The following is a 26,966-nucleotide window of genomic DNA, read 5'->3' as shown; positions in this document are numbered from 1 at the left end:
GGTCTGCCAAATATCCCGCTGCCAATGCGGCCGGCTATGGCGAGATGGGTACGGAAGCGTCCTGGGCTGCTGACTCGTCCGGCCCTGCGCCGGCCGGCCTGCTGGCACTGCGGTGGCGCGCCTGATCGCGCATCACCAGCGACGCAACCAGCGGGTGCGCATAGAAGTGATCGAGTAGGCGCTTTTTCTGCTGATCGGTAATGCCCGACGCTTCGATGAGTGGCGGCCAATTCTCGTAAGCAGCCTTTACACAGTCTGCGATCGCTTTGGCGGCAGGCTTCTCGGGGATCCCAAGCGCGCTACAGAATGCCCTGACCACGGCTGGCGAAAGGGTCTGCTTGGTGTGTACCGGGCTATTGGGCGTCAGCCGCCGAGTTTGTCGTCTATGCGTAGGCATCAGGTCCGGTGGAAGGATCTGCAGTGCATGACCGATGTTGTTCTGGTAAGCCGAGTAGGCGACGATGTCATAGGCGGGCGGCAGTTCAGGGGTCGCTCCGTCCGGATAGCGAAGCCCGATGTTCTTGAGGTGCATGTCGGGATTCCCCAGCATTTCATTGACTGCGAGCCTTTTCAGAAGCTCGTGCACACCGGGTTCGCCGATCGATTCTAGGTCCAGCAGGACAGAAGCGACGTCAAAGTAAGTCAGGGGAGACGATGCGCGCATCGCGCCGCCGTATTTATCCTCTGGCATTTCGCCCAACACCTGTGCAAAGTCTTCGCAATGGATGCGGCCGGAAAGGGACCGATCGTAACGCACGACAGCCAGGAAGTTCGTGGTCTTGTTCGAATCGCCCAAGTCGTAGCCGTGCTCCGCCTCCAGCTTCCCCAGTGGTTCGAGGTAAGCCTCGCAAGCATTCACGCCTGATGCGGCCGCGAGCTGGAGCGACAGGTACTCGAGGTCAGGGAGCATCGGTTGGCCGACTACGGGGAGTTTCGCAATGATGTGCACGCCGTCGTCTTTAGTGCGTCCGACGTACCGATCTCCCTGCTTGATGACAGCGAGCTTGGGCTGCACCCCAGACAAGGAAACGCCTTCCTCCATCGGCTCTGCCACCACCGACATCTCGAGCGAATCTTGATTTCGTGTGACGTAGCGGGCCATGTCATCCCTGGAAAGATCGACGGGGAGCGCGTACACATTTCCTGGCAAGTCTTTGCCGCATGCTGCAAGCATCTCGAAATGGTCAGTCGGACTGCATTCGCGGAGTCTCGCTACATGATCTCGGAAGACGCCTTCGGGCAGCAGGTTCTGAAAAAACGATGGGAGCAGCCACTGATTTTTGTTCGAGAAACGGCCATTGAAAGGTACAGACTTGATGTCGCGCCAGAAAATGGCCTGCTCTTCAGGCGTATCTGCGAGGAATGCTGTCGAGAGTACCGGCGGCGCGGCCAGGTTGATGAAGTCGTCATCGGCCACGAACCGATTGATCACAGCCCCGTCGTCTCGACTGGCGTCTTCGGTAAGCGGGTATTGGAACAGAACGCCCACACGCTGCTTACCTACAAAGATTGCCAGGGCCTTGATAATCATGGGTTATATCTTCCGAACAGGGGCGCGTCCGACGCTCCCCGGCGCTCCAATGACTTTTGTACGCGCGTCTTTACAACCGGCTTCGTTACTGCGCCCGCAGACACGGCTTGCGCCGCCCCTTTGGGTACCAGAAGCATCTCCAGCCCCAGTCTGTCTGCCAGGGCAAACAGGGTACTCATCTTGAAGTCCTCGTCACCACTGAGCACGTTCGTCAACGTCCGTTGGGAGATCCCGGCCTCTTCATGTAGCTGAGCCTGGGAAACCTTGCGGTGAGAAATTGCATCTCGTAAAACTTTAGCAACTTCCAGATGGCTTTTCATAGCAGTAAAGTAGTGCAAAGCTGATTTCTACTACCTTAGTATCATATTCGCCAAATGTCAACGCACTACATTGCTGCTATATTTCTGGTTTATACTACTTTATTGCCTCGGTCGATAGCGGACCGTCGCAGACGATGCATGCCCTGCAGGCTTCGGCAAACGTTATTGTTGCAAGCGACCGATGCAAGACCGTTCGCGGCGCTTTTGTGGCAACCGTTATCCGCAAGAACGGTGTGCCGGAACCGGTCCACCTGACAGGAGAGGGTGTGACAAAGTTTATTGTTTGTCCACAGCGGAGTTTCAGTCGACGATGCAGGCACGCGTGCGCGCCTGCGCCAGCATCTGCCCGATCTGCGCGGCCGGGCACGGACGGCCGTACAGATAGCCCTGCGATTTGTCGCAGCCGTTGGCGCGCAGGAAGTCGCTCTGTTCCTGCGTCTCGATACCCTCGGCCACGATCTCCATGCGCAGGCTCCTGGCCATCGCGATGATGGCGCGCGTGATGGCCGCGTCTTCCGGATTCTGCGGCAGGCCGCGCACGAAGCTGCGGTCGACCTTGAGCGCGCGCACGGGGAAGGTCTTCAGGTAGCTCATCGACGAATAGCCCGTGCCGAAGTCGTCGATCGCGAGCTGGATGCCGGCGTCCGTCAGCGCGTGCAGGCGGTCGAGGATGTCGGTGGAAGCGTCCATCAGCATGCTCTCCGTCAGTTCCAGTTCGAGCCAGCGCGGCTCGACGCCGACCTCGCGCAAGGTCGCCAGCACGGCGGCAACCAGGCCGCTCTCCTTGAGCTGGCGGCCCGACAGGTTGACGGCCATGTGCAGCGGGAAGCCCTGTTCGTGCCAGCGTTTGAGGTCGCGGCACGCTTCGCGCAGCACCCATTCGCCGATCGGCACGATCACGCCCGTGTCCTCGGCGATGGGGATGAAATCGCTTGGACTGACCATGCCGAGCTGCGGATGGACCCAGCGGATCAGCGCCTCGACGCCGACGATGTCGCCGCTCTTGAGGTCGACCTGCGGCTGGTAGTGCAGCACGAACTCGTTGCGTTCCAGGGCGCGCCGCAGGTTGTTGTCGAGTTTGAAGCGCTTGTGCGCGTCGTCGCGCATGCTGGGCGTGAACATGCGCCAGGCGTTCTTGCCGCCGTTCTTGGCGTAGTACATGGCCGTGTCGGCGTATTTCAGCAGCGCGTGCATGTCGGTCGCATCGTCCGGATAGACGCTGATGCCGATGGACGCGCCGATGTGGATGTCGTGGCCGTGGATGTGGATCGGGTCGGCCAGCTTGGCCAGGCATTTTTCCGCGATCATCGACGCCACGCCGCCCTGGCTCACGTTCTCGAGGATGATGCCGAATTCGTCGCCGCCGATGCGCGAGAGGACGTCGCCGAAGCGCAGCGTCTCCGCCAGCCGGCGCGACACGAGGCGCAGCAGCTCGTCGCCAATGTCGTGGCCGAGCGTGTCGTTGACGGTCTTGAAGTTGTCCAGGTCGATGAACATCAGGATCGTGCGCTCGTCGAACTTGCGCGCGCGCGCGATGACGGCTTCCAGCCGCTCGTTGAAGAAGTGCCGGTTGTTGAGCTGGGTGACGGGATCGAAGTGCGCCAGCCGGTCGAGCTTGATCTCGATGCGCTTGCGTTCGTTGATCTCCGCTTCCAGTTCGCGTTCGCGGTTCTGGATGCGGTCGAGCATGCCGTTGAACGTGCGCGCCAGCAGGCCGACGTCCGCCGCCGGCGACACCTGGGCGCGCAGCGAATAATCGCCCTGCCGCGAGATCTGCTCGCTCACCGCGGACAGCGCGAGGATCGGGGCGGTGAAGAAGCGCTGCAGGCGCGACAGCGCGAAATACGACAGGCTGAGCAGCGCCAGCATCACGGGCAGCGCCAGCACCAGGTACAGCGCGAGCTGGCGGTACACGCTCTTCACGCTGCTCTGCACGACCAGCGTGCCGAGGACGCGGTTGCCCACCTGGATCCGGCGCGTCACCTTGATGCCGCGATAATCCATCACCATGTCGCCGGCGTGCGGGTCGCGCGCGGCGGCCGGCGCGGCGGCCGCCAGGGCGGCGGCGGGGTTGTTTTGATCTCTCTTGAAGCTGACGAACGCGTGGCCCTTGACGTCATAGGCGACGGCCGACTGCACGTCCGGCGCCAGGCGCAGGGCGGAGAGGATGTCGCCGGCCGCGTCGGCGTCGGCGAAGGCCATGGCCGCCGTCAGGTTCTCGCCCACCATCGTCGCCTGCGACTGCGTCTGCCGGATCAGCGCGGCCGTGAAGAAGTACAGCTGGATGCCGATCAGGAACAGCGTCGACAGGATCATCACGCCGCCGCTGGTGACGAGATAGGTCCATTTGAGCTTGGTGCTCAATGCCTGCCGGTTGATCCATTCGATGAGTTGTTCCATGCTTGTCGTCCGCCACGGTCGTCCGTGTCAATAGATGGCGCGCGCCAGCCGCAAGACCTTCGAGCTGACCACGACGCCGGCTCCGCGCGCGGCGGCGCCGTTGAATTCGAAGGCGATGCGCCTGTCGTCCACATACAGTTCGAGCATCACGCCCTTGCGCGCCGCGCCCCGGGTATCGGCGATCGTCAGCACGCCGGCCGCCCGGGCGCCGTCGGCGAGCGTCGCCATGTCGTCGGCCTCGGAGGCGCTGATGTACAGGATGTGGCATTGCATCAGCGCCTCCGGGCCGGAACGCGGATAGAGAATCGTCAGGCGCGCATTGCCCAGCATCCGGCCCTCCAGCGTGGCGAGCGCGCTGCCGAACGGGTCGCGTCCCAGCACGCACAGGCGCACGACGCCGTTCATGTTCGGGAGGCTGCTGAATTGCGCGATGTTGTAGATGAATGCCGCCTTGGCCGCGTATTCGTCGGCGCCCTGTGCCTGTGCCTGCGCCTGCACGGCCGCCGGGAGCAGCACGCAGCACAGGACCAGAAGATGCACGTTCTTGCGCAGGCGCGCGAAGCAGGCAGGCATCATCGTCAGAACCTGACCGTCGCCATCAGGCGCCAACTGCGTCCGTCCTGCCCGATGGCGTCCAGGTGGCGCGGCGGCACGCTGTTGTCGTAGTGTTCCTCGCTCGCGGAGTCGCCATAGCGCTTGGCAAACACATTGAGCACGCCGGCGGACAGCTCGACGTGCGTGCCCGGCACGGTGCCCACGAGGTTCATGTCGACGACGCCGAACCCCCCGACCTCGCCGCCCTGGACCGTGCGGCGCCGGCTCGTGAAGCGGTACTCGGCGTGCGCGCGCAGGTGCTCGCCGAGCGGCGGCAGCGCGTAGTCCAGCTTGAACAGACGGCGCGGCGAGTTGGACAGCCATTCCCCGTTCGCGTCGTTGCGCGCCGATTGCACGTTCGCGCTGCCCTTGAGCGCGCTGCCGTCCTCGCGCAGCCATTCCGCCTCCAGTTCGACGCCCGTGGCACGCGCCGCGTCGATGTTCGAGAAGAACAGGAATCCGTCCGCCGGGTCGGTGGCCAGCGCCAGCATGTCGCGCATGCGGTACTGGAAGACGGAGGCGGTGGCGCGGAAGCGATCGGTCGGGAAGTATTCGGCGACCAGTTCATAGGTCTTGATGTGCTCCGAGCGCAGCGCCGGATTCGTCTTGTAGCCGAACGTGTAGTAGCGCTCGTAGGCGTTGGCGGAGCGGTAGGCAGTGCCGTACAGCGCCTTGAGCGTCACCTGGCGCGCCGTCTTGTAGAGCAGGGCCACGCGCGGATTCGTCGTGGCGCCGCCTTCGGAATCGATGTCGCGCCGCAGGCCCGTATTCAGGATGACGCTCTGGCCCAGCCGCATCTCGTCCTGCAGATAGACCGCGGCCTGGCGCTTGGGATGGGCCACGTCGAGATTGAGGTGGTACGGATCGAGGTCGTAGTTCGTCATTTGCCGCTTGCTGTCGCGCGTATATTCCGCGCCGGCGATGAGCTTGTGGCCGGCCAGGGCACTGCTGATGGCGCGCACTTCCGCGCCGCTGCTGAGGCTTGCGGCCGTATCGATGCTGCGCGTCGGGCCCCGGGACTCCGGCTCGGTGACGTTGACGCTCGAATAGCGGTAGCGCGCGACGCTCACGCCGGCGAACAGGTCGAGCGTCTCCGAGACTTTGCTGCGCCAGGACAGGGCGGCGCCCGCGTATTCGTCCAGCGTCCACGGACGCGGATCGTTGAATTGCTGGCCGTAGGACGCCGTCGGAATGCCTTTCGTGCGGCTGCCGAAATAAGCCTCGGCGACGACGCCGCCCGCGCCCAGCTTGGCGAACAGCCGGTGGTAGCGGTCGTAGTCGAGACCCACGGCGACGCCATGGTTGCTGGCCGCGTCGTCGAATTCGGGAAAGTACAGGTCGCGCCCCGCGCTGTCGTACGCCGAGGCGCTCAGCAGCAGCTCGATGCCGCCCGGCGTCCCGCTGCCGTGCACGATGCGCGCCTCGCGGCCCGCGCCCGAGAACCGGCCCGCGCTCGCCAAAGTTCCCTGGATGGCCGCGCCGCTTTTCGTGATCACGTTCACCACGCCGAAAAAGGCACTGCTGCCGTAGATCGCGGAGCCGGGGCCGGGCACGAATTCGACGCGGTCGATCAGGTCCAGGTCGACGGGGAATTCGGTGCCGATGGCGCCCTGGTCGTAGACGACGTCGTTCAGGCGCCGTCCATCGATCAGGATCAGGAGGCGCGTATTCAGGTCGCCCGGATTGCCCAGGCCGCGCATGTTCGCATAGTTGTAGTTGCGGTCGTAGGACACCGTCATGCCGGGCACGCTTTGCAGGACCTCCGTGAGCGTGCGGTAGCCGCGCTGGCGGATGTCCTCGGCCGTGATCACCGACACGGACGATGGCGCCTCGCTGATCTTCTGCGGAATCTTCGACGCCGTGACGACATCCAGGTTGAGCAATTGTTCGAGAGGCAAGGCGTTCAGATCCGGACCTTGCTGCGCCAATGCACCGGCCTGGAGCCCGGCTGCCAGCAGGCCGAGTGCGCGCGACAGGTGACGAGAGAGGGGCGTTACCTTCATTGACGACATAAAAGGTCCTTGACGAGAAGCAGCTTGCCTGGCGGCGCGGGACGGACGCACAGAACTGTTACGGGCACGCTGTCTTGCGTTAACAGAGCGCCCGAGCCGCCTAGTGTAAGGACGTGCTCGAGAGCATTTGTTGACAAGAACCAATTAATTGTCGGTCGAAACTAATTCGGTAAGGTTCGAGCGGGAGGATTGTTGACGAGGAAGGGCTTTCCGGCCACCCGGCGCCACGCAAAAGGCAGGTAATTCAGCGCGCCCGCGGCAGCGTCACCCGGAAGCAGCAGCCGCCCGCGCCGTTCGGCAGGCATTGCGCATCGCCGCCGTGGCGGCGCGCGATCTGGCGCACCAGCGCCAGGCCGAGGCCGACGCCGCCGGCCGTTTCGCTCGCGCCGGGGATCCGGTAGAACGGTTCGAAGACACGCTCGCGCTCGGCCTCCGGGATCCCGGGGCCGCCGTCGCACACGTCGAGCCGGAGCGCCGCCGGGCCGGCCGCGGCGAGCCGCACCTCGACCTTTGATCCGGCGCCGTAACGCACCGCGTTCTCGACGAGGTTGCGCACCATGCGGCGCAGCAGCTTCGGGTCGCCCATCATGCCGTGGGCGCCGGCCTGCAGCGTCGCGCCCACGCGCGCGCATTCCTCGGCCAGGAGGCCGGTCAGGTCGACTTCCTCGGGCGGCGACGTGACGGCGCCGACGGCGTCGAGGCGGCTGGCGAGCAACACCTCGTCGATCAGCTGGTCCAGTTCGGCGACGTTGCGGCGCAGCTCCGCCTGAATCGCGGGCGCGGCCTGCCCGGCCATCAATTCGGCGGCCATGCGGATGCGCGCGAGCGGCGAGCGCAGTTCGTGCGAGGCGTTGGCCAGCAGCGACTTCTGCGCGCCGACCAGCGCCTCGATGCGCGCCGCCGCGCCATTGAAGCTGGCGGCAAGGCGTGCCACCTCGTCCTCGCCTTCCACCGCCACGCGTGTCGCAAGCTGCCCGTCGCCCCACGCTTCCACGCTGCGTTGCAGCCGTTCCAGGCGGCGTGTCAGCCGGCGCACGACCGGGTAGGCGCCCGCCGCGACGACCAGTGCGATCGCGACGAGCAGCACGACGAAGCCCATCGCATGCATGCGCGGGCCGACGATCGCCAGGCCCGCGCGGACCGGATCGAAACGCAGGTGCGCGAGGCCGAACAACACGGCGGCCGTCAGCAGGCTGGCCAGCAAGGCGAGGTAGAAGCGCACGAACAGGCGCTGTCCGGGCGTCACGCGCGTGGCCGGCCCCCGCGTGGCGTCAGGCATCGTGCACCTTGGCGAACACATAGCCGACGCCGCGCACGGTGATGATGCGGCGCGGCTGCCTGACGTCGTCCTCGATGGCGGCGCGCAGGCGGCCGATGTGGACGTCGATCGAACGGTCGAACGGATCGAATGCCTCGCCCTTGACCGCGTCGAGGAGCTGCTCGCGCGACAGCACGCGGCCCGCCCGCTCGGCCAGCGCGACCAGCAGGTCGAACTGGTAGGCGGTCAGCGCACGCGCGGCGCCGTCGAGCCGCGCGACACGCGCACCGAGGTCGATCTCGAGACGGCCGAAGCGCAGCACGCGCGCCTCCGGCTCGGCCGCCAGCGGCGGGCGGCGCAGCACGGCGCGCAGCCGCGCAAGCAGTTCGCGCGGCTCGAACGGTTTCGGCAGGTAATCGTCGGCCCCGATTTCGAGGCCGACGACGCGGTCGAACGGATCGCCTTTCGCCGTCAGCATCATGATCGGGACGGCGCGCCGCGGCGCGGCGAGCGTGCGGATACGGCGGCAGACGTCGAGGCCGTCGGCATCCGGCAGCATCAGGTCGAGCAGGACCAGCGCGATGGCGTCGCCGTCGTGCTCGAGCGTGGCGATGCCCGCCTGGGCGCTGGCGGCATGCCGCACCTCGAAACCGTGCGGCGCGAGGTAGGTTGCGACCATGCCGGCCAGGCGCTCGTCGTCTTCGATCATCAGGACTTGCTGGACCATGCGGGCATCATACCTCAGTGCATGTGGGCCTTCAGCTGCTCGGCGAACTTCACCCGCTGCTCGGGTGTGAGCACGTCGGCGGCGTCTTCCACGGCGGCCAGCGCGCGCCGGCTCATGAGGTCCATCCGCTGCATCTGTTCGGCGCGCAGCTGTTCGAGTGCGGCGCGGTCGATCACGGGCGCCGTCAGGAGCGCGTGCGCGCGGGCGTGCGCCTGGCGGAACGCTTCGTGCGTCGGCCGCAGGTCGGCCATGGCGGCCTTGGCGATCGCCGCCACCCGTGCCTTCTGGTCCGGGCTCGCATCGGCCGCGAACTGCTCGACCATCTTGTCGATATGCGCGTCCATGGCGGCCGGGTCCAGCGCCATGAGTTCGCCGTGCCCGCCGTGCCCGCCATGGCCGTGGTGGCCGGGCAGGGCCGGGAGGCCGTTGGCCAGGCTGACGCCGGCGGCGCCGGCCGCCACGGCGAGTGCGGCGGCGACCAGCCAGCGCCGTTTGGGGCGCGCTGCGGGAGCGGTGGTGTTGCCGGGCTTGCTGTCGTCGTGGGTGTTCATCGGGAGCCTTTCTGTAAGTGGAGGTTCCCACTCTGGGGCTGCCGTTTTGCCGCTATATGTGCGGCGCGTAAAGATTTGTAAAGCGGATTTGTAAAGCCGGCTTGCGGGCGCGGAAACGCAAAAAGCCCACGCACCGAAATGCGTGGGCTTCCTGGTAATTCATGGTAGGCCGTGCGGGGCTCGAACCTGCGACCAACGGATTAAAAGTCCGCTGCTCTACCAACTGAGCTAACGACCCGACGGGCAGCATTATAGCGGATCGCAGGCCGGCGGCCAAGTGCTTTCGTGAAAACTGGCAACAATTGCCGCGATGTGCGAACAAATGCCGGGCGTGCGAGGCGTTCCGAAATCCCGCCATCGCGGTTGAATTACGGTATGATCAGTTGATTTTCAGATACTAAAAATGCCGTGACGCCGACCGACTCCGATACCGCCAACGACCTGTCCCCGCGCGCCCTGAATCTCGTCAACAGCGGGATCATCGTGCTCGACGCCCACCACAAGATCGTGCTCTGGAACGGCTGGATGGTGCCGCGTTCCGCCCGCGCCGCCGCGCGCGTGCGCGAGCGCCCGCTGTTCGAGGTGTTCCCCGAACTGCGCGGTTCGCGCGTCGAAGCGGCCGTGCTGGCGGCGCTGACCGATGGCGCGAGCACGGTCATCCCGCAAACGGAAAGCCGCTCCCCGTTCCCGCTGCGCGAGGCGGGCAGCTTCGACGGGCCGCGCATCGAACAGGCCGTCACGGTGACGCCGTTCCGGGACGGCGAGCAACGCTACTGCATGATCGAGATCCGCGACGTCAGCGGTACCGTCGAACGCGAAAAGCGCCTGCTCGACCACGCCGAATCGCTGCGTGCGCGGTCGTACGTCGACGGCCTCACCGGCATCGCCAACCGCCGTTACTTCGACGTCGCGCTGGATCGCGAACTGCGCCGCGCGCAACGCATGAAGGGCGAGCTGTCGCTGCTGCTGATCGACATCGATTCCTTCAAGGCCTACAACGACCATTTCGGCCACCAGCAGGGCGACACCTGCCTGTCCACAGTGGCCCAGGCGCTCGCCGCCAAACTGAAGCGCCCGGCCGACGTGGCGGCGCGCTATGGCGGCGAGGAATTCGCCGCGATCCTGCCTGACACGTCGCTCGAGCAGGCCAGGTTGCACGCGAACGCGATCCGCGAACACGTGGCCGGTCTGGCGCTGCCGCATGCGCCGGCGGCCCACTGGCCGATGGTCACGTTGAGCATCGGTGTCGCAAGCTTTGATCGCGAACGCCTGCACGAGGTTCCCGCACTGATCGAGGCCGCCGACAAGGCCTTGTATGCGGCCAAGCATGGCGGCCGCAATCGTGTCGTGGTAGATGGCGACCCGTCTGCCTGACCGTCATTCGGCATGCGGCGGGAACGTGCATATGCCGCTCCCGCGCCGCGCATAGCGATACGGGAAGCGGCCCGTCGCCGCCGGATGCGCGTCATTTCGCATCGATCTGATTCGCGCCGAATAGAGACTGTTTCGTGATGCGGCATCTATAGGCCTTGTGGGTGGCGGCCGCCGCCCTAGACTGAGGTTGCCGCTGCCGGCGAGGCCCGCACCGCGGCATCGGAAGGCCAGACACCGTGCCCACGGGCGCGGTGCATGTCCCATTCGCCCATCCCGTTTTACAAGGAGCGATCATGCGTCCTCTTTCCCTGGCATTTTCCGCATCCCTGCTGTTGCTGGCGCCCGGCGCCGGCGCGCAGTCGGGGAACTATCCCATCAACGACGACATGCCGATCTCCCGCGTGGAGGTGACGGCCCAGCCCAGTACCGAATTCCGCATTTGGGATTACCAGGCCGAGGCCATCAGCGGCGCCTATGCATTGTCGAACGGCTGGCGCCTGAAGGTACAGCCGGCGCGCGACGGCATCGTCGCGCAGATCGACAAGCAGCATCCGATGCGCCTCGTCGCGCAGTCGCCGGACAGGTTCGTCTCGCGCGACGGCAACGTGATCATGGAATTCAACCGCGGCGATACCCGCGACGACATGATGATGAGCTATGTGCCGAGCGATGTCACCGATCCGCGCATGGCCCAGGTCATCGTGGTGACGGCGCCGATGGCCCAGCGCTGAGGGAGCCGCACGCGCCGGAAGGCGATGCCGCCGGCGCCGCGCCGGCGGCGGCGTCGGATCAGGCGCGCTGCGTCCCGTGCTTGCGCCGCCACACCAGCAGCGCAAGCAAGCCCAGCCACGCCGCCACCATGACCTGCGCAAACGCATCGCCGATGCGGCTGTAGACCGTGCCGCCGCGGCCCGTCGGCAGGTCGCCGACCAGCATGGACGGGCCGCGGATCGTGCGCCGTTCGGCCACGATGCGTCCATGCGCATCGCTCAGGGTCATCAATCCCTGCGAGGCCGAGCGCGCCAGCGCGAAACCGTTCTCGACGCCGCGCACCACCGCCATCCGGCCGTGCAGATAAGCGTCGCGGTCGAAATCCCATGCGGGCACGAGCATGAGGCCGACGTCGCGCCGGCCGTACAGGCGCAGGTCCGGTGCGAAGTCCATATCCTTGCAGATGGCGATGCCGGCCTGCAGTCCGCCGATGCGCGTGACCAGTTCGGCGTGCCCCGGCACGTATTCCGCCTCCAGGCCCGGCACCATGCGTTTCTTCAGATAGGTCCGGACCGGCGCATCGGCGCGATACAGCGCGGCGACGTTGAGCCGCCGGCCTTGCGGCGCGGGTCCGTCGAGACCGGCGACGACGACGCTGCCCGGCGGCGCCGTCAAGCCCGTACCGGTCGCCAGGATTTTTTCCGGCACGACGATCGCCGCCGGCGAGCGGGCGGCGGCCGCGGCGACCTGGCCCGCGAACGCGGCGGCGATCTCGGGACCCGCTTCGGGGTGGTCGAACACGCGCCCGGCGTAGCGGTCGTCGCTCAGCAGGGCGATGCGCAAGGATGGACCGGATGGCTGCGCCAGGTACCAGAACCCGTACAGCGACGCGGCGAGCACAGGCATCGTCCAGGCAAGCGCCGCCGCCGCATCGCGCGGCTTGACGCACAGGACGGCCAGCCCCGCCGGGATCACGGCCGCGAGAAAGCTCAGCCCGGCGACGCCGGCCAGCGCGGCCGTTTGCAGCAGCGGTACGACGTCGACGAGCGCATAGCCGAGCGCGCCGAAACTGCCGTTCGGCGACGCCGCGCCACGCAGATAGTCCACGGCCGCCGTCATGACCGCGAACCCGAGCACTGCGACGGCCGCCGGAAAGCGTCGATACAGTGCCCGCATGAAGAGGACGGTGAGCATGAACAGCAGTGCCTGATACACCTCGAGGGCATAGATCACCGGCAGGACGCGGCCATAGAACCACATCGGTCCGGCTTCGGCCATCAGCCCGGCCGCGAACGCCAGGCCGGCGACGTGCCGTGCCCTGGGGGCGCGCAGGGCATGGACCAGCAGCGGTACCGGCGCGACGAGCACCAGCCAGCCGAGCTGTCCGGTGTCGTGGCTCACCGCCAGCAAGGCGCCCGACAGAAGTGCGGCAACGATGCCCCATGATGTCATTGCCCGTCTCCCTTGAGATAGATGCGCGCCGCGGAGCGCAGGCACAGTGCCGTGAACGCCGGCCGCGACAGGTTGAATCGGCCGGAGCGGTGCAAGGCCACGAGCCCCTGCAGCACGCCCCAGGTCGCCATCGCCAGCTCCAGTGGCGGCCCGGCCCGCACCAGTCCCGCCGCCTGGCCCTCGGCGAGACGCAGCGCGAAGCCGCCGATGACGGGCGAACGCCCGGTCTCGAAATCGTCCGGATAGATGCGTTCGGCGCGCGTTTTCAGCACGAAGGCGGCATCGAACAGCGCCGGTTCGTCCAGCGCGAAATCGACGAATGCCGTCGCGATGGCATCGAATCCGGCCAGCAGCGGCAGCGCGCCGATCGCCTGGACCCGGCGCTGCCACCGGTCGAGCGCGTGCGCGCCCACGGCCTGCAACAGCGCGGCCTTGTCGGCGAAATGGCGGTACACCGCCATGGGCGTGATCCCCGCCTTCTGGCCGACGGCACGCAAACTCAAACCGTCCAGTCCGTGGGCTTCGAGTTCGCTGATGGCAATCGCCAGGATACGTTCCTTGGTCGTCATGTATACACCGTATACAAAAAATGATCGTCAGGCAAGCGCTCTTTTGGGCGGCATCGTATGTGTGCAAGTTGAATTTTTCCCGGACCGGCTGTACTTTCGGATGGAAGGATCGTCGGACTAGTAGGGGCGAGCAATGTATCGCAGACTATTAACGTACTTGCGAGCACGCGTCGCGACAGTGCGCCACGCGCGCGCCGGGGGTCTTGCGTTCTGGAGGCAACATATCTGGCGCCTGCTTGCCTGGCCGATGGGCGCGCTGGTCGTGCTGGGGCTCGGCTGGATCGTCCTGTTCCAGCAACTGGAGGCGGAGCGCAGGCAGCTCGAATTCAAGACGCTGCAGGACGCGCAGGTCCTAGCCGACGGCTACGCCGAGCGGATCGGGCGCGAGATCGACACGATCGAACAGACCGCCCGCTTCGTGAAATACGACTGGGAGTCGCGGCAGGGCGACGTCCACCTCGGCTATGCGGACGAGCAGGGATTGCTGCTCCATTCGTCGCGCCTGGTCGTGGCGCTGATCGATGCCGAGGGGAGGGTGCTGACGTCCAGTGCGCCGACGACGATGTCGCCCGCCGCGGCCGCCTACATCCTGCCCCGGGTGCAAAGCGGCATGCCGGTCAATTTTTTCGTGGACAACGTGGCGATTGAGGGACGCGGCGGGCCCAGGCACCGGCTGCTCTTCGCGTGGGCATTGTCGAACCGGGATGGCAAGTTCGCGGCCGCGGTCGTCGTCGCGGTCGATCCCGCGTACTTCACGATGGGCGATGCGGAGCCGGTGTTCCGCCAGGACGGCCTGCTGGCCATCGTCGGCGACGACGGGCTGACGCGGGCGCTGCGCTCGGAGGGCCCGGCGGGCACCACCCGCCGCCCTGCGTTCGTCCATGCGCCGGCGCTGAGGATGGCGGCCGGCAGTGCGCTGGTCGATGGAGCGGCGTGGTTCGGCGACGGCCGGCCCCGCATCGTCGGCTGGGAGCATATCGATCGGCGCGGCGTCAACGCGGTGGTGGGACTCGACTACGAGACCATCCTCGCCCCCTGGTATGCGATGCGCCGCGCGTGGACGAACAGCGCATTGCTGGGCACGGTGACGATCGTGCTGTTCGCGCTGCTCGCGATGACCAATTCGCTGCGCCTGGCGCGCCGGGACCGCGAACTGCGCGTGATCCGCGAGACGTACCGGATGGCCACCGAGGCCAGCAACGAGGGCTTCTACATGCTGCGCCCCCAATGGGACGAATGGGGCGGGATCGAGGACTTCGAGGTGATCGATTGCAACCGGCGCGCGGCGGAACTGGTGGCGCGCGACCGCCGGGACCTGATCGGCAAGAAAGTCACCGACCTGTATGAAGGCGACACCATGGAAACGCGCATGGACAGCCTGCGGCGCGCGATGGAAAGCGGCTACAACGAGGTGACGCTGGGACGCCCGCAGGAAAACTTTCCGGCCAAGTGGGTGCACCTCAAAATGTTCCGCTACGGCGACAACCTGGCCGTCTCGGCCCGCGACGTCACGGAAGAACGCGCACACGCAGATGAGCTGCTACGACGCAGCAACGAAGACCCGCTTACCCGCCTGCCCAACCGCTACTGGGTCGAAGGTCACCTGCGCGAGGCCATCGCCCGGGCCGAGCGCGAGCACACCATGTTTGCCCTGCTGTTCATCGACCTGGACGGCTTCAAGGCGATCAACGATACCTGGGGCCATGCGGCCGGCGACGAGCTGCTGCGCACGGCCGCGCAGCGGCTCAAGGAAGCCGTCCGTCCGCACGACTGCGTGACCCGGTTCGGCGGCGACGAGTTCGTGGTCGTGATCGAAAACGTCGCCGACGCGATCGATGCGGCCCAGGCGAGCGAGCGCATCCAGCGCGCCTTCCGCCGCACCATCCGCATGTCCTATGGCGAGTACGTGCTCGGCGCCTCGATCGGCATCAGCCTGTTCCCGACCGACGGCACCGAGCCGCGCACGCTGTTGCAGAACGCCGACGTCGCGATGTATTCGGCGAAGACGAACGAGCGGGGCAGCTATCGCTTCTTCGATGGCAAGTTCCACGACCAGTTGAAGGCGCGCCTCGAGCGCATCCGCGAACTGCGCCATGCGCTGGCGGACGACCAGTTCGTCATGTACTACGAGCCGCGCGTGGACCTGGCGGACGGCTCGATCACGAGCCTGGAGGCACTCGTGCGCTGGATCCATCCGACGCGGGGCGTCGTCTCGCCGGCCGAGTTCGTTCCGCTCGTCGAAGAGACCGGACTGGTGCTCAGGCTCGGCGACCTCGTGATCGACAAGGTCTGCGCCCAGCTGGCGCTGTGGGCGAAAAACGGCAACAAGCTGGTGCCCGTATCGATCAATATCTCGCCGCGCCAGTTCAACGATACCGACGTCGCGCAGACGCTGCGCCGGGCGCTGGAGCTCCATGCGGTCGACCCGCGCCTGGTCGAGGTCGAGCTGACCGAGTCGTCGGTGATGAACGAGACGGCCTCCGTCGTGGGCGCGATCCAGGCGATCCGCCAGACCGGGATCAAGGTGCTGCTGGACGACTTCGGCACCGGTTATTCGTCGCTGTCGCAGCTGTACAAGCTGAATTTCGACGGCCTCAAGATCGACCGCGCTTTCATCGTCCAGCTGGGCAAGACGGAGGGCGGGATCGTGATCGTCAGGGCGATCGTCACGATGGCGCGCGCGCTCGCGATGCGGGTGGTGGCGGAAGGCGTCGAAACGATGGAACAGGTCGACATGCTGCGCGCGCTGGATTGCGACGAGATCCAGGGCTACCTGATTTCGAAGGCGATGCCGCCGGCGGCGTTTCAGCCGGTGGCGCGCAATTTCGTGTTGATGGAGGCGGACTGCTAGAACGCAAAAAGCCCACACACTGAATTGCGGGGGCTTCCTGGTGATTCTGGTAAGCCGTGCGGGGCGCGAAGCTGCGACCAACGGATTAAAAGTCGCTGGGTCGGTACGGACAACCTTTATTAATCAGTGACTTGTAACGCTTGCCAGGTGCGATAACCAGTCACACCGAAGGGGCCGGACGGTAACTTATCTGGAGTTGCGTCACAAGCCCGGCATTTGGTGAGCTGGCCGTGTCTGCTCTTGGCCTAAGGCGATTGGCTCTACATATGGCTGCCGAAGTGGCCGGCCTGCCCGTCACGCCCTGGGCGACCTGGGTTCTGGCATTGCTTCTCCACACGGACAGCGGGCAGCACCGTGCAAATGCACGTGCTCCACAAGGTGTACGGTCGTGCGAGCCTAACTATCACGACCGTGTACGCGCAGGCGAAGCGGGAGGCTGTCGAGCTAGCCACGCAGGGCCACTCACAACTGCCAAGATCATGGTATTCGTCTTGAGATTGGCCAGGTAGTCTTCGATCGACATGGTAATACCTCACAAAGCCTTCAACCGACCGTCGCAGGCAAGCTGCCGATCAGCTTGCACCCGCATTCCGTCGTGCATCCTTCGACTGCAACGGGCACCCCGTCGACTGTGAGTGTGTCGTGGGCGGTAATGATCTTGTTTACACCGTGCGGTTTGCCGCCGGGGTAGGGCTGCGGACAGTCAACTTTGTCACCCAGTCGGGCGATCGCTTTTCCCCTGATGTCGTGGTTGGGCGAACCGCTAATCACTGTGCCGCCATGATCGGTTTTGTCTCCGACTGTAATGATTTTCAATGACATTTGGCTCTCCGGTGGAATCGGTGACGTTAGTAGATCGATGCGCCGTTAGGCTAATTGTCGAGTCCCGTCTGTTCATAACCCATTTAATGAATAGTTCGGGACTCGTCTGCTGCCACAGTGATGGGTGTGACCATGCGTTTGAATCAGTCTGCACGAGCGATCTGCAACACTCGAAGCAACCGCTCGTCTCTAGCCCCAGCTCTTCCAGCATCAACATCAACGGAGACATTTCTGCAGACGCAGTACTCATTATCCGAAGGGTTTGACCGGAGAATGCTCCAGCAGTTAATGCACTGGTAGAACGTCCTGTCCGAGACTGGTAGCGTCGCTCCGACGACAGGGTTTAAATCTACGATGACCAAGTTGTTCTTCAACATAAATAATTTATTGGCCGTTATGTAACATGCGAGGTCCGGCTAGTAATACCGATGCCAGTTGTAGAGCCCTTTCTCTTTATCCTCATGCTGCCCTTTACTATCAAATGGATTGCACGTGCTTCTTAGTTAACCTACCAAGTTTTTCAAGTCTTCCCCACCAATCTTTTTGCGATAAATGAGGCAAGTAAAAGTCCCCAAGCCACTTCACGTGGCAACGCATCTCTATCTGCTTCAAAGAATCTTTGCGGGTATCTTCCAACTGAGTTTGGTCTAACGTCAAATTAGCAAGGTGCCACAACTCATTAGCATCTTTAATAAATCCTCCTTGATGCAAATCGGAGACGATGCCGTTAATTAATTCTGAAAAGGTCGTCATCGTTTAAGCGCTCCTGTGTATTTGCCTCCGGCGGTTACGACTTGCCAATCCCTCCGGTTTTGTCAGATCCCCACTGTGGCTGAAGTGCTACCCCGCATCGGGCAACATTTGATTCCGAGGTAGGGCAACAGGACTTTCAAATTCCGCTGTATTGCTTGGTGGAAGCGCAAGTTGGCGTCTTCCTGCAGGTGTTGCCCCAGCCGAGCATCGCGTCACAAATACTCCTGACGCTGCTCCTGCGTCGGATTCAGTATTATGAATTGCTCACCGGCGCATTTGTGAGAAGCATAAATTTGACCATCAAAGCTGTTTACTGCCTCCTGCTGCGTCGTTTTTAAAGTCCTCGTGCTTTCAAAAGATTGCTTGCAAAGTTATTTTTGATTGGGGTTTCTGTGCATGTGGTGAGCCTCAATGGGTCCATCCATTTCGTTGGATTAGGTGCGTACCAAAGTAATATTTTGGAAAATCATTCCATCGAATTTGTTTCAGTTGACTCGCTCTCGAATCTGATCTCTAAACTTAGATCGCCTTGCTTCTCGTCATAAAAAAATACAGCACTTCCCCATCCGCAAGAATCCAGAAAAGCAGTGCTTGGATGATTACTTACAAACCTAAAATTCAACGACTTCTCACATGCTTTTATTACTTTTGACTCGAGAATGCTGGATGTGAAAAACTCGATCAAATCAAATAAAAACGTTATGGAGAATATCCTTCCTTCTCCGACTTCAATCACGCCATCGGCCGATTGTCCGCAAACACTGACTTTTGTTAATAAGCGATAGCGTGTTCGCCCTTGATTTGTGTGAGTCGGGGGCGAACATAGCTTTGCGATAGAATCGACGAGAACGCCATTCGCGTCAACCTCTATCGGCTTCGATTCTACGGAAGCCGAACCGTGATTTAAATCTAATTTAATGGTATGCATTATTAATCTTTATACGAAATGATTCGCCCTGTATCTACAAGGTTCGGTTTGTCCCTATTCTCAATAAAATACTGTGTGGCACCACCATTTCCGAGAAGTGGGTTGTTCTTTGCGCCTCCAACTGCCATGCAGGTATCCTTGGTAAGAATATAGCCATGGACTTTGGTACGCATAGGCCTTGCCCTTGGGCTATCCCAATTTCCCGTGTGAGCAACCTGCACTGAGTCATTGTATTGCCTAGCATTGCGGGCTCCTACTACTACCTCGGATTTCACCAAGTAGTTTCCTGGAGCATCGCCATGTGGATAAAGTGTATAAAATACGGTGCCTTTCTTCACGACGACGTTCTTATAGCTATCCACGCCTTTGTACGGATCACTGCCTTGCCAAGACTGCGCAACCGCGGCAGGATTACGGCCATGGCAAGGATCGCAACTGGCGCAACCGTTCTTAGCAGAATTCTTTTTCTTCGGTGCTAAACCTAGCGGATCGATCCATTGAACAGGGTTTGGTGCATATGTATGAGTATTGAAGCCACCTAGTAATCCGATTGGATCTTTGCTTACAAATCGACCGCTAAAGGGATCGTAATACCGATGCCGGTTGTAGTGCAGCCCCGTCTCGTCATCAAGGTACTGCCCCTGAAATCGTATCGGATTCTGTATCCCCGCTTTGCGCGCCGCAGCGCTGATCGCCTCTTTCGCCTGCCCCCACGCCTTGTACTGCGCCGACCACGCGACGTTGCCTTCATGGTCAGTCAACTCCTGCGGCGTGCCCAAATGATCGCATTGGTAGAAGGCGATCTCGTCCTTACCGAACGGCTCGGCTTCCTGCTCGTACTCACCGTTCCATAGCGGATCAAGTGCGATATCGTACTTGCCATCGTTGCCCGCCATCAGCGCCTTGACATCGGTGGTGGGCGCCAGTCGAAGCGCCCGGTTTCGCGTGGCCTGCACCAGCGGCACGAAACTGTCGCGCTCGTACACATAGTGCACCGTCCGTTCGCCCGCCGCATAGCCTTGGTGCACGCTGCTTTCCAACGCCAGCGTGTCGCCGTCCCAGCCGTACATGGTCCGGGTCGTCTCCCGGAAGGTGCCTTCCGGCGCCTGGCTGTGCTTGGCGATGCGCCGTCCCAGCGGATCGTAGGCAAAGGTGGTAACGCCATGCCAGGTCGTGGCGCGGGTCATCCGGTTGAACGCATCCCATTCAGCATCCCATTCATACTCGGACCGCTTACCGTCCTGGGTACGTTCCACGACGTTGCCGCGTTCGTCGTAGCGGTAGCGGACGCCGGCATACTCCTTGAGCAGGTTGTCCAGCAGTTTCGGCAACGGGGCGCGACGGGTGATCGGCTCCTGCTGCGCGGTATCGGCTGCCTGGACGTTGCCGGCCGGGTCGAAGGCGAAGGTTTCATGACCCAATGCGCTGTTTGCCGCCAGCAGGCGCCCGACCGGATCGTAGCGATATTCGACGTGGCCGCGCCGGTTGTCTTCGATGCTGGTCAGCTGGCCGGATGGGTCGTAGCGGTAGCGCCGCAGGATCGCGGGTTGCATGCTGCCCTGGACGTCGGGGCGGTACGGGTCGGGGTAGGGATTCCGGTCTTTCCGGCTGACCTGCGCGGTGGCACCGAGCTGCTGCTCGATCAGGCGCCCAAGCGGGTCGTACTTCATCGTTTGCAGCAGGCCGTTGGCCTGGGTGCGGCCGGTTTCCTGGTACAGCGCGTCGCGCTCGAAGGAGACGACGTCTTGCCCGTCGAGCAGCAGGCCGTGCACGTGGCCGGCGCCGTAGGTCAGCCAGTCGACGCGGTGGCCATCGGGGCGGGTGGTGCTGCTGCGCTGGTTGAGTTCGTCGTAGTGGTGGTGCCAGACCGCGGTGCGCCTGTCGGGGTGGAACGAGCCCTGGTAGTGCTGGTGCTCGCGGACGAGGTTGCCAGCAGCGTCGTAGAACCATTGCAGCCGGGCGTGTTCGTTCTTCGCTTCGGCCAGCTGGCCGTTGGCGTTGTAGGCGAAGGTTTCGATTTGCTCCGGCTGGCCGGGAGCTGCGGCCCGGCGTTGCACGAGCCGGTCCATGGGGTCATAGTCGAGCCGCGTGGTCACGCCGGCTTCGACGGTTTCCGCAAGCACGCCGCTGGCTTCGTCGTAGCGGTACTCGGTGACCTTGCCGTCGAAGCCTTGTTCCTGCAGCAGGCGGCCGACCGGGTCGTACTGGAAGCGGTAGACGCTGCCGTTTTCGTTTTCCAGTGCGGACAGGCGGCCCAGCGCGTCCCACTGATAGCGCAGGTTGTGTCCCAGCGCGTCGATGCGCTTCGCGATCAGTCCGGACGCAGTGTAGCGGTAGGCGGTGGTGCGCGCGAGTGCGTCGGTGCGCGCCAGCAGCCGGCCTTCGGCGTCGTGGCGAAACTGTTCCTTGCTGCCGTCGGGGTGGATGACGGCTTCGAGTTGGCCCGGATGATTGCCACTGTCGGTGCCTTCGCGGTGTGCATGCGCCAGCGTTGCGGGACTGAGCGTTGTGTAGCGGTAGCGGGTCTCGTTACCCGCGGCGTCAATGCGCTTGACCAGGCGCTTGCGCTCATCGTATTCCCACTGGCTGCTGTGCCCGGAACAGTCTGTGTAGGTGGCGAGCTGGCCGTCGGGGCTGTAGGCAAGCTTTTTGATGCCGCCTTTGGCATCGGTGATTTCGACGGGCAGGCCAGCCTTGTCGTACGCGTATTGGGTCTTGTTGCCGCGCGGGTCTGTTTCCTCGACAAGTTGGCCCTGTGCATTGTAATCACGCTTCCAGGTGCCGCCTTCGCCGTCGCGGATGCCGGTGACGCGGTGCTGGCCGTCATACTCGAAGTGGACCTGGCTGCCGTCGGCGCGGGTGTGCGCGAGCAGGTTGCCGTGGTCGTCGTAACGGTAATGCTCGCTGCTGCCGTCGGCGTGGATGTGGCGGACCACGTTCTTGGCGTCGTCGCGGAACATCCACTCCTCGCGCCCGTCCGGATGCACGATGCGGTAGGTGTAGCCGGCGATGTCGTAGTAGTAGCGGGTCTCGTGGCCGAGCGCGTCGGTGACGTAGGTCAGGCGGATGTTCTTGTCCCATTCGAGCCGGGTGTCGTCGCTGCCGTCGTCGGCCCACTCGCGGATCGCTTTGGCATGGGTGCCGCTGTCGATGCTGGTGTCATAGGCGAGGTTCATGCCGCGCCCTGTGCGGTCCAGGTAGCGGGTGATGAGGTGACGGTCGTACTGGTACTGCCAGGCGGCGGCGTTTTCGTCCTGGGCGCGGATCAGGTCGCCGTAGTCGTCGTAGTCGTAGGCGGCAAGCTGGCGCAACAGCTTGCCGTCCTTGATTTCCCATAGCGCACGAATGCGGCCGGTATCAAGGTCGACCTGGGTGCCGGCATGGGCGATGATGGTCTCGCCCTGCTTGCTGACGATGTCGCTGAGCACTTCCTCGCCGGCATACGGGCCATTGGCGACGACGTGGTCGTAGCGCAGGCCGAGGGCGGCGCCGTCGCGGGAATGCAGCGCGATCAGCCGGAAATGCTCCTTGCCCAGCTCGGCCACCTTGGCGCGCACGGTGTCGACCAGCTCATAGGTTTCGCGCCACGGGCTGAGCTCGCCTTCGGGCAGCGGCTTGCCGAAGTCGAGCGTGAGCAGGGTGATGCTCATGCGGGTGAGCGTGATTTGCTCGACCGGGTCGTAATGCCGCTGGCCGATGCCCAGCCACGGATAGCGGTGGCTGCGGCCGTCGGCGGCGTGGTAGACCAGGCCCGTCGGTTTGCCCTGGCCGACGACGTCGATGCGGGTGCTGTACGGGGTGAGCCAGCGCGCGCCGAGATTACCGCGGTCATAGGCGCTCAGCTGGCTGCGGTAGGTGCGGCTCCATTCGATGGGGAGCGGCGCGTCGAGTACGAAGTCGGTGTGGGTGAAGGTTTCGGCGCCGGTGGCGAAACTGATCGAGTGCGCGGTGCCGCCTTTTGCGGGGCATAGCTTGCAGGCATTGGCGTCGCCCGTCGCCGGATGTTGGCGGCTTGTTGCGCCCAGCTCGTGGCCGGGCTTGTCCTTCTTGTGATGCGAGCCCTTGGCCGACGGGACCAGCGCCGCGTACCGCCGCTTGTGCTTGGTGACCGCGTCGCGCAGCCGCATCAGTAACCACCGGATGCTCATCTGCGCCTGTTCGTCGGCCAGGGCGGCGAGCTTGCCGCGAAACGCCGGCTTGAAGTCGGTCAAATGGCTGATGATGCCCGTCACGCCAGCTACCGCGCTCTGCGGCAGGAGGCTGGCTGCCGCGGCGACAACGTAGTTCGCGCTCATCTTGTACTGCCTGCCAAGGGCGCCAAGCATGCGGCGCCAGCTGCTTTGCACTTTGGGGTCGTGCAGCTTGCTCTCCACTTCTGCCGTGGATGCCACGTCGAACAGGGGTTCCTTGCCGATGCAGCGCTTGAGGATCTTGATCAGGTCGTCGGCAATGCCGTCGGCCGTATTGGCGCAATCGTCCAGGATACCTGCCAGCTTGCCCATCGCGCAGTCGATGAAGGTCTCGATCTCGCCGGCCAGCGTGGCGTTGAGGTGCGCGATCAGCACCTCGATCAGCGCGGGGCCGAGATCCTTGACGCCCAGCGCCAGCTTTTGCCGGACCATGTGCAGCGCCGGCCGCAAGCTCATACGTGCGGCGCTCATCGTTGGCGGGACCGGGATCACGCCGATCAGGTTGATGCCCAGGCTGACCCATTCCAGGAAGTCGATTTCTTTCTTGGCGATGTACTTCTGGACCACCCCCACCATGTCCATGATGGCGTCGATCAGCGCCATGATGTTGCCGATCACCGGCAGGCTGCCGGCCACGGTACTCAGGCGCTCCAGCGTGACGTAGTCGTAGCTGATCTTGCGCAGCCATTTGTCGAAGGCGGCGGCAGCGGCGCCGATGTCTTGCTGGTCGATGGTGTCGAGCGGAGCGACTGCGACTTCCGGCGCGCGTTCGGCGGGCTTGGACGGGGCTTGCGTGGGCTCGGTCATGGTGGCTTTTTACCTTTTCAAATCAGCGCCGATGCGCGGCAGCGATCCGGGCAAACCGAGGGTGGAGGCGACGGCGGCAGGCTTGCCGGCACTTAACGCGCCGTAGGTATCCAGGGCCGTCGCGCCGCCAGGCAGCTTGTCCGCCACATTGGCCATGGCGGCCTGTCCGACCGGTGCCAGCAATGCTTGCGCGCCGCCTTTTTGCAGCGACTGCACCGCGCTTGCCGCTTGCTCCGCGGCTTGCGCAACCGCGCCGAACTTGCCGGCTGCGCCGTTGAGACTGCCTCCCGCAGCGTTGGCGCTGGCGAGCAGTCCGGGGTTCTGCGCCCTCGGCGCCGGCGCTGTCCGGTCAGACGTTGCCACAGCATCGCCGCCAACCTCGGGGCGCGCCACGGTCGGCCATTCGGTCCCATGGCCGAAGTAGCTGCCTTCATCCCACGGGTCGTGCGGGTCCTTGCCGTAGCTGACCGTGGCCATTCCCATCGGCAGGCCGGCCACGCTGGCAAAGCCGTTGCCATCGAGCGTCCCTTGGTGGACGCCGCCTTCGGCGTCGACGACGGTGTAGTCGCCTTGCCGGACGCCTTGGCGCCTGGCGCCTTCCGGGTTCACGTACTGGTGATGCAGGTCGAGCTGCCCCGGCGGCAGCTGCACGGTCTGCGGCAAGCTCGGCGTGCCTTCGCTCTTGCCGGGGACGAAGCTATGATGCGCCGCGTGTTGGACCCAGTTGCCGTTGGTGCCATGGACGATCCCCGATGCGTTCCAGCGGCTGAAGCTGGTCCCTCCGTTGATCACCACCTCTTCCTTTGCCGTGATCGTGATCCGGTTGGCGGTATGGGTGATGTTGAGCTTGGCCAGGATGTTGACGCTGTCCTTCAAGGCGGTGATGTCGATGTCGGCGCTGGCCGCAACCAGCTTCATGCCGGCCTTGTAGGCAAACATGCGCACTGCTTCCCTTACGCTGACGAGCAGGCTCTTGCCCGCGCTCAGGCTGGCATGGCCGCCGCTGGTCAGGGCGGTGTGCTCCACGCTCATCAGGTGGGTGGAACCCTGCGTGCTGGTTTCGATGCCGGCGGGGCTGGCTAGAAGCAGGTGGGGAGCCTGGAATTCCGGGAATTCGCCTTGTCTGGGCGTGCCCCCTTGGCCTTTGATGGCGTCGACCTGCACCTGCAGCGCGGCGGCGACCTGGTCCTGGTCGCCAGGCTGGTGCGCCTGCGCCTGTTGCGCGGCCTGCGACAGGCTGTCGTGCAACTCCTGGCCCTGCGCCATGCGCGCCAGCGTCTCCGCCATGTCGGTGATATGGGCGCGGGCGTTCGGCCTTCCTTCGGTGCTGAGCAGCAGGCCCTGCTGCGCGCGCACCGCGCCGTGGCCGTCGGTGCGCAGCTCGAAGCCCTGGCCGCGCGCGCCCTTGCGTCCGGCATTGTCTTCGATGCGGTTGATATGACCGAGGCTGAGCTGGCTGGCGAGATGGTCGCTTTTCAGCTGTGCCTGGATCTGTTCCTTTGTGTCGTCCAGGATGAGGTGGTTGCCGCGGCCGCTCGCTGCGCCCGCCTGCAGCTCGCGGCTGCGCAGACCGCTCAGGGCCTGTTGCTCCGGTAGCTGCCACGGCGGCATGTGCGTGTAGTTGTACAGCACACCAAGAATCAGCGGATGATCGATGTTCCCGTTGACGAAGACTACCCCTACTTCTTCGCCGACGCGCGGAAGGCGAATGTTCCCGAATTTGACGCCCGCTCCAGGCGACATCACACGCACCCAGGGCGAACTATTCTCGTCACGCTTGCCCAGCCGGTCCCAGTGGTACTGGATCTTGACCCGTCCGCAGCCGTCGGTGTGGATCTCGGTGCCGGCCCGCCCGACCACGATGGCGGTCTGGATGCCGTGATAGATACAGGGCTGGCTGTTGTAGTGGCGACCCGGGCGCCACTGGATGTCCTTGCGCACGCAGCGGAAGCTGTTCTCGTAGTGCGATGGCGCGCCCGGTCCGGCCTGGTAGTTGTTGCCGGCTTCGTGGTCGACGGAGAGGATCAGGTAGTCGCGGTCGCGGATGCTGGGCTTGGCTGGTTCGCCGCGCTTCGGAACTTGCAGCTCAGCGCTGAAATGGCCGCCGAGCTTGAAGCACCGGCCCGGCTGGGCAGTGCGGTCGTTGCCTCGGGCTTCGAAAATCTGCGTGTTCGCGTCGCTCTCGCCCATGCGCTGCTGGGCGAGGCGTTCGCCGTCGTCATGGGTGCGAAAACCGTACGCGCCCGTGTTCTCGTAGATTTCGTAAGGGTACACATCACCCTGCTTGTTCAGCGACTCGGCGGTCGAATGCTGCGCGACCGGGTTCTTGTAGTCGAAGCTGGCCAGGGTCGTCTGGCCGGAGCCGAGCCGGCGCATCGCGCTCCATTCGCGGATGCCGTCGTGTTCGAGCGAGCCGGCCCGGTCGCGGAATGGGATTTCGCCCGAGTCGTCGATCCCGATCGGGTCGATGGACTGGGCGAGCGTGCTGCGGTCGCAGAGCAAGAGTGAGTGCCCGTCGGCCTGGTGCTCGTAGTAATAGTGCAGTCCGAATTCCTCCCAGCGCCGGTGCAGGTGGTTGTAGTCGGTCTCGTCATACTGGTTGGCGCAGGTCAGGCGCGGATACTCTCCCACGAGGACCGGATGCCAGTCGGACTGGCGGTAATGGGCGCAGGTGAGTTCCGTAATTTCGACGACGCTCTTGCCGAGGAATGAACGGTTGTCCTTGCGCAGCCTGGCGAAGGCCAGCCACGGCTCAAGCACCATGTGGTAGAAGGCGAAGCCGCCATCGGAGCCCAGGAAGCGGAATTCAGTGACGTAGCCGTTGAAGTAGCGCAGCGAGCCGTCTTCGCGCACGAGGGAGATCGTGACCATCCGGGCCATCATCACCTTCAGCGGAATTTGCGCGTCGTCCGAGAGTAGTTCGACCTCGAAACGGAAGCAGCGCGAGACTTCCTCGTGCGCTTTCAAGCGGTTGGGCAGGAGAATGCGGTCGGGGCCATCGTTGCGCGGGAATTCCAGGCGCAGCAGGCGGTCGTGCTGCGCATCGAGACTGAATGCCGACAGCGCAGCGCCGGCCGCGATCGCTTGGCTTCCGTCCATGTGTTGCCTCCGATGGG

18 protein-coding genes and 1 tRNA gene are annotated in these 26,966 nt (G+C 64.2%); 3 read left to right on the top strand and 16 right to left on the bottom strand.

Annotated elements, in window-relative coordinates; genetic code table 11:
* Positions 1 to 34 precede the first annotated feature (34 nt).
* From ACEN9Q_RS20245 to ACEN9Q_RS20205, 9 genes are all read right to left on the bottom strand, one after another.
* Entirely contained in the window at positions 35 to 1,531 is a 1,497-nt protein-coding gene (locus tag ACEN9Q_RS20245; RefSeq protein ID WP_495625799.1) for a type II toxin-antitoxin system HipA family toxin, read from the bottom strand.
* A complete protein-coding gene (locus ACEN9Q_RS20240; protein ID WP_495625798.1) occupies positions 1,528 to 1,851 on the bottom strand; it encodes a helix-turn-helix domain-containing protein in 324 nt (107 codons plus the stop codon). The genes ACEN9Q_RS20245 and ACEN9Q_RS20240 overlap by 4 nt, the downstream gene beginning before the upstream one ends.
* Positions 1,852 to 2,151: 300 nt before the next feature.
* Positions 2,152 to 4,251 (bottom strand): putative bifunctional diguanylate cyclase/phosphodiesterase, encoded by a 2,100-nt coding sequence (locus tag ACEN9Q_RS20235; protein ID WP_056443916.1) that lies wholly within the window; start codon positions 4,249 to 4,251, stop codon positions 2,152 to 2,154.
* A gap of 27 nt (positions 4,252 to 4,278) precedes the next feature.
* Complete coding sequence (locus ACEN9Q_RS20230; protein ID WP_495625797.1) at positions 4,279 to 4,827, bottom strand: YfiR family protein; 549 nt, start codon at positions 4,825 to 4,827, stop codon at positions 4,279 to 4,281.
* Between the two features lie 2 nt (positions 4,828 to 4,829).
* On the bottom strand, positions 4,830 to 6,848 hold the full coding sequence (locus tag ACEN9Q_RS20225; protein ID WP_495625796.1) for a TonB-dependent receptor plug domain-containing protein: 2,019 nt from the start codon (positions 6,846 to 6,848) through the stop codon (positions 4,830 to 4,832).
* Positions 6,849 to 7,101: 253 nt separating this feature from the next.
* On the bottom strand, positions 7,102 to 8,136 hold the full coding sequence (locus ACEN9Q_RS20220) for a HAMP domain-containing sensor histidine kinase (protein WP_495625795.1): 1,035 nt from the start codon (positions 8,134 to 8,136) through the stop codon (positions 7,102 to 7,104).
* Positions 8,129 to 8,842 carry a winged helix-turn-helix domain-containing protein gene (locus ACEN9Q_RS20215; RefSeq protein WP_495625794.1) on the bottom strand — a complete coding sequence of 238 codons (714 nt, stop codon included), beginning with the start codon at positions 8,840 to 8,842 and terminating at the stop codon, positions 8,129 to 8,131. Before ACEN9Q_RS20215 ends, ACEN9Q_RS20220 begins: the two co-directional genes overlap by 8 nt.
* A gap of 14 nt (positions 8,843 to 8,856) precedes the next feature.
* Positions 8,857 to 9,393: a periplasmic heavy metal sensor gene (locus ACEN9Q_RS20210; RefSeq protein ID WP_495625793.1), complete on the bottom strand. Its 537-nt coding sequence runs from the start codon at positions 9,391 to 9,393 to the stop codon at positions 8,857 to 8,859.
* A 162-nt stretch (positions 9,394 to 9,555) separates the two neighbouring features.
* Positions 9,556 to 9,631, bottom strand: a tRNA-Lys gene (locus ACEN9Q_RS20205).
* Positions 9,632 to 9,801: 170 nt separating this feature from the next.
* Between ACEN9Q_RS20205 and ACEN9Q_RS20200 the strand changes: the two genes are divergently transcribed.
* Positions 9,802 to 10,767, top strand: a complete 966-nt coding sequence (locus ACEN9Q_RS20200; RefSeq protein WP_495625792.1) for a diguanylate cyclase — start codon at positions 9,802 to 9,804, stop codon at positions 10,765 to 10,767.
* A gap of 293 nt (positions 10,768 to 11,060) precedes the next feature.
* Positions 11,061 to 11,498: a hypothetical protein gene (locus ACEN9Q_RS20195; protein WP_495625791.1), complete on the top strand. Its 438-nt coding sequence runs from the start codon at positions 11,061 to 11,063 to the stop codon at positions 11,496 to 11,498.
* A gap of 58 nt (positions 11,499 to 11,556) precedes the next feature.
* On the opposite strand, the gene ACEN9Q_RS20190 is transcribed toward ACEN9Q_RS20195, so the two are convergent.
* Together ACEN9Q_RS20190 and ACEN9Q_RS20185 are read right to left on the bottom strand one after the other, a co-directional pair.
* Positions 11,557 to 12,930 carry a hypothetical protein gene (locus tag ACEN9Q_RS20190; protein ID WP_495625790.1) on the bottom strand — a complete coding sequence of 458 codons (1,374 nt, stop codon included), beginning with the start codon at positions 12,928 to 12,930 and terminating at the stop codon, positions 11,557 to 11,559.
* Positions 12,927 to 13,499: a TetR/AcrR family transcriptional regulator gene (locus ACEN9Q_RS20185; RefSeq protein WP_495625789.1), complete on the bottom strand. Its 573-nt coding sequence runs from the start codon at positions 13,497 to 13,499 to the stop codon at positions 12,927 to 12,929. Before ACEN9Q_RS20185 ends, ACEN9Q_RS20190 begins: the two co-directional genes overlap by 4 nt.
* A gap of 157 nt (positions 13,500 to 13,656) precedes the next feature.
* Between ACEN9Q_RS20185 and ACEN9Q_RS20180 the strand changes: the two genes are divergently transcribed.
* The gene (locus tag ACEN9Q_RS20180; RefSeq protein ID WP_495625788.1) at positions 13,657 to 16,350 is read left to right on the top strand and encodes a putative bifunctional diguanylate cyclase/phosphodiesterase; all 2,694 of its coding nucleotides are present in this window, start codon (positions 13,657 to 13,659) and stop codon (positions 16,348 to 16,350) included.
* Between the two features lie 543 nt (positions 16,351 to 16,893).
* Here ACEN9Q_RS20180 and ACEN9Q_RS20175 read toward each other — a convergent pair.
* The 5 genes from ACEN9Q_RS20175 to ACEN9Q_RS20155 all read right to left on the bottom strand — a co-directional run bounded on the left by ACEN9Q_RS20175 (position 16,894) and on the right by ACEN9Q_RS20155 (position 26,949).
* Positions 16,894 to 17,172, bottom strand: a complete 279-nt coding sequence (locus ACEN9Q_RS20175; protein WP_435573542.1) for a PAAR domain-containing protein — start codon at positions 17,170 to 17,172, stop codon at positions 16,894 to 16,896.
* A gap of 477 nt (positions 17,173 to 17,649) precedes the next feature.
* Complete coding sequence (locus ACEN9Q_RS20170; protein WP_495625787.1) at positions 17,650 to 17,925, bottom strand: hypothetical protein; 276 nt, start codon at positions 17,923 to 17,925, stop codon at positions 17,650 to 17,652.
* 466 nt (positions 17,926 to 18,391) lie between these two features.
* The gene (locus ACEN9Q_RS20165; RefSeq protein WP_495625786.1) at positions 18,392 to 18,853 is read right to left on the bottom strand and encodes a hypothetical protein; all 462 of its coding nucleotides are present in this window, start codon (positions 18,851 to 18,853) and stop codon (positions 18,392 to 18,394) included.
* Between the two features lie 2 nt (positions 18,854 to 18,855).
* Positions 18,856 to 23,850: an RHS repeat-associated core domain-containing protein gene (locus ACEN9Q_RS20160; RefSeq protein ID WP_495625785.1), complete on the bottom strand. Its 4,995-nt coding sequence runs from the start codon at positions 23,848 to 23,850 to the stop codon at positions 18,856 to 18,858.
* A 9-nt stretch (positions 23,851 to 23,859) separates the two neighbouring features.
* Positions 23,860 to 26,949 (bottom strand): type VI secretion system Vgr family protein, encoded by a 3,090-nt coding sequence (locus ACEN9Q_RS20155; protein ID WP_495625784.1) that lies wholly within the window; start codon positions 26,947 to 26,949, stop codon positions 23,860 to 23,862.
* Positions 26,950 to 26,966: the final 17 nt, after the last annotated feature.

This window comes from Massilia sp. Masssp93 (genome assembly GCF_059491295.1).
This window is presented reverse-complemented; position numbering and strand designations above follow the sequence as displayed.

Excerpts from the sequence above, each read along its gene's own strand:
- ACEN9Q_RS20245 (WP_495625799.1), bottom strand. The coding sequence starts at position 1,531 with ATGATTATCAAGGCCCTGGCAATCTTTGTAGGTAAGCAGCGTGTGGGC.
- ACEN9Q_RS20240 (WP_495625798.1), bottom strand. The coding sequence starts at position 1,851 with ATGAAAAGCCATCTGGAAGTTGCTAAAGTTTTACGAGATGCAATTTCT.
- ACEN9Q_RS20235 (WP_056443916.1), bottom strand. The coding sequence starts at position 4,251 with ATGGAACAACTCATCGAATGGATCAACCGGCAGGCATTGAGCACCAAG.
- ACEN9Q_RS20230 (WP_495625797.1), bottom strand. The coding sequence starts at position 4,827 with ATGATGCCTGCCTGCTTCGCGCGCCTGCGCAAGAACGTGCATCTTCTG.
- ACEN9Q_RS20225 (WP_495625796.1), bottom strand. The coding sequence starts at position 6,848 with ATGAAGGTAACGCCCCTCTCTCGTCACCTGTCGCGCGCACTCGGCCTG.
- ACEN9Q_RS20220 (WP_495625795.1), bottom strand. The coding sequence starts at position 8,136 with ATGCCTGACGCCACGCGGGGGCCGGCCACGCGCGTGACGCCCGGACAG.
- ACEN9Q_RS20215 (WP_495625794.1), bottom strand. The coding sequence starts at position 8,842 with ATGGTCCAGCAAGTCCTGATGATCGAAGACGACGAGCGCCTGGCCGGC.
- ACEN9Q_RS20210 (WP_495625793.1), bottom strand. The coding sequence starts at position 9,393 with ATGAACACCCACGACGACAGCAAGCCCGGCAACACCACCGCTCCCGCA.
- ACEN9Q_RS20195 (WP_495625791.1), top strand. The coding sequence starts at position 11,061 with ATGCGTCCTCTTTCCCTGGCATTTTCCGCATCCCTGCTGTTGCTGGCG.
- ACEN9Q_RS20190 (WP_495625790.1), bottom strand. The coding sequence starts at position 12,930 with ATGACATCATGGGGCATCGTTGCCGCACTTCTGTCGGGCGCCTTGCTG.
- ACEN9Q_RS20185 (WP_495625789.1), bottom strand. The coding sequence starts at position 13,499 with ATGACGACCAAGGAACGTATCCTGGCGATTGCCATCAGCGAACTCGAA.
- ACEN9Q_RS20175 (WP_435573542.1), bottom strand. The coding sequence starts at position 17,172 with ATGTCATTGAAAATCATTACAGTCGGAGACAAAACCGATCATGGCGGC.
- ACEN9Q_RS20170 (WP_495625787.1), bottom strand. The coding sequence starts at position 17,925 with ATGACGACCTTTTCAGAATTAATTAACGGCATCGTCTCCGATTTGCAT.
- ACEN9Q_RS20165 (WP_495625786.1), bottom strand. The coding sequence starts at position 18,853 with ATGCATACCATTAAATTAGATTTAAATCACGGTTCGGCTTCCGTAGAA.
- ACEN9Q_RS20160 (WP_495625785.1), bottom strand. The coding sequence starts at position 23,850 with ATGACCGAGCCCACGCAAGCCCCGTCCAAGCCCGCCGAACGCGCGCCG.
- ACEN9Q_RS20155 (WP_495625784.1), bottom strand. The coding sequence starts at position 26,949 with ATGGACGGAAGCCAAGCGATCGCGGCCGGCGCTGCGCTGTCGGCATTC.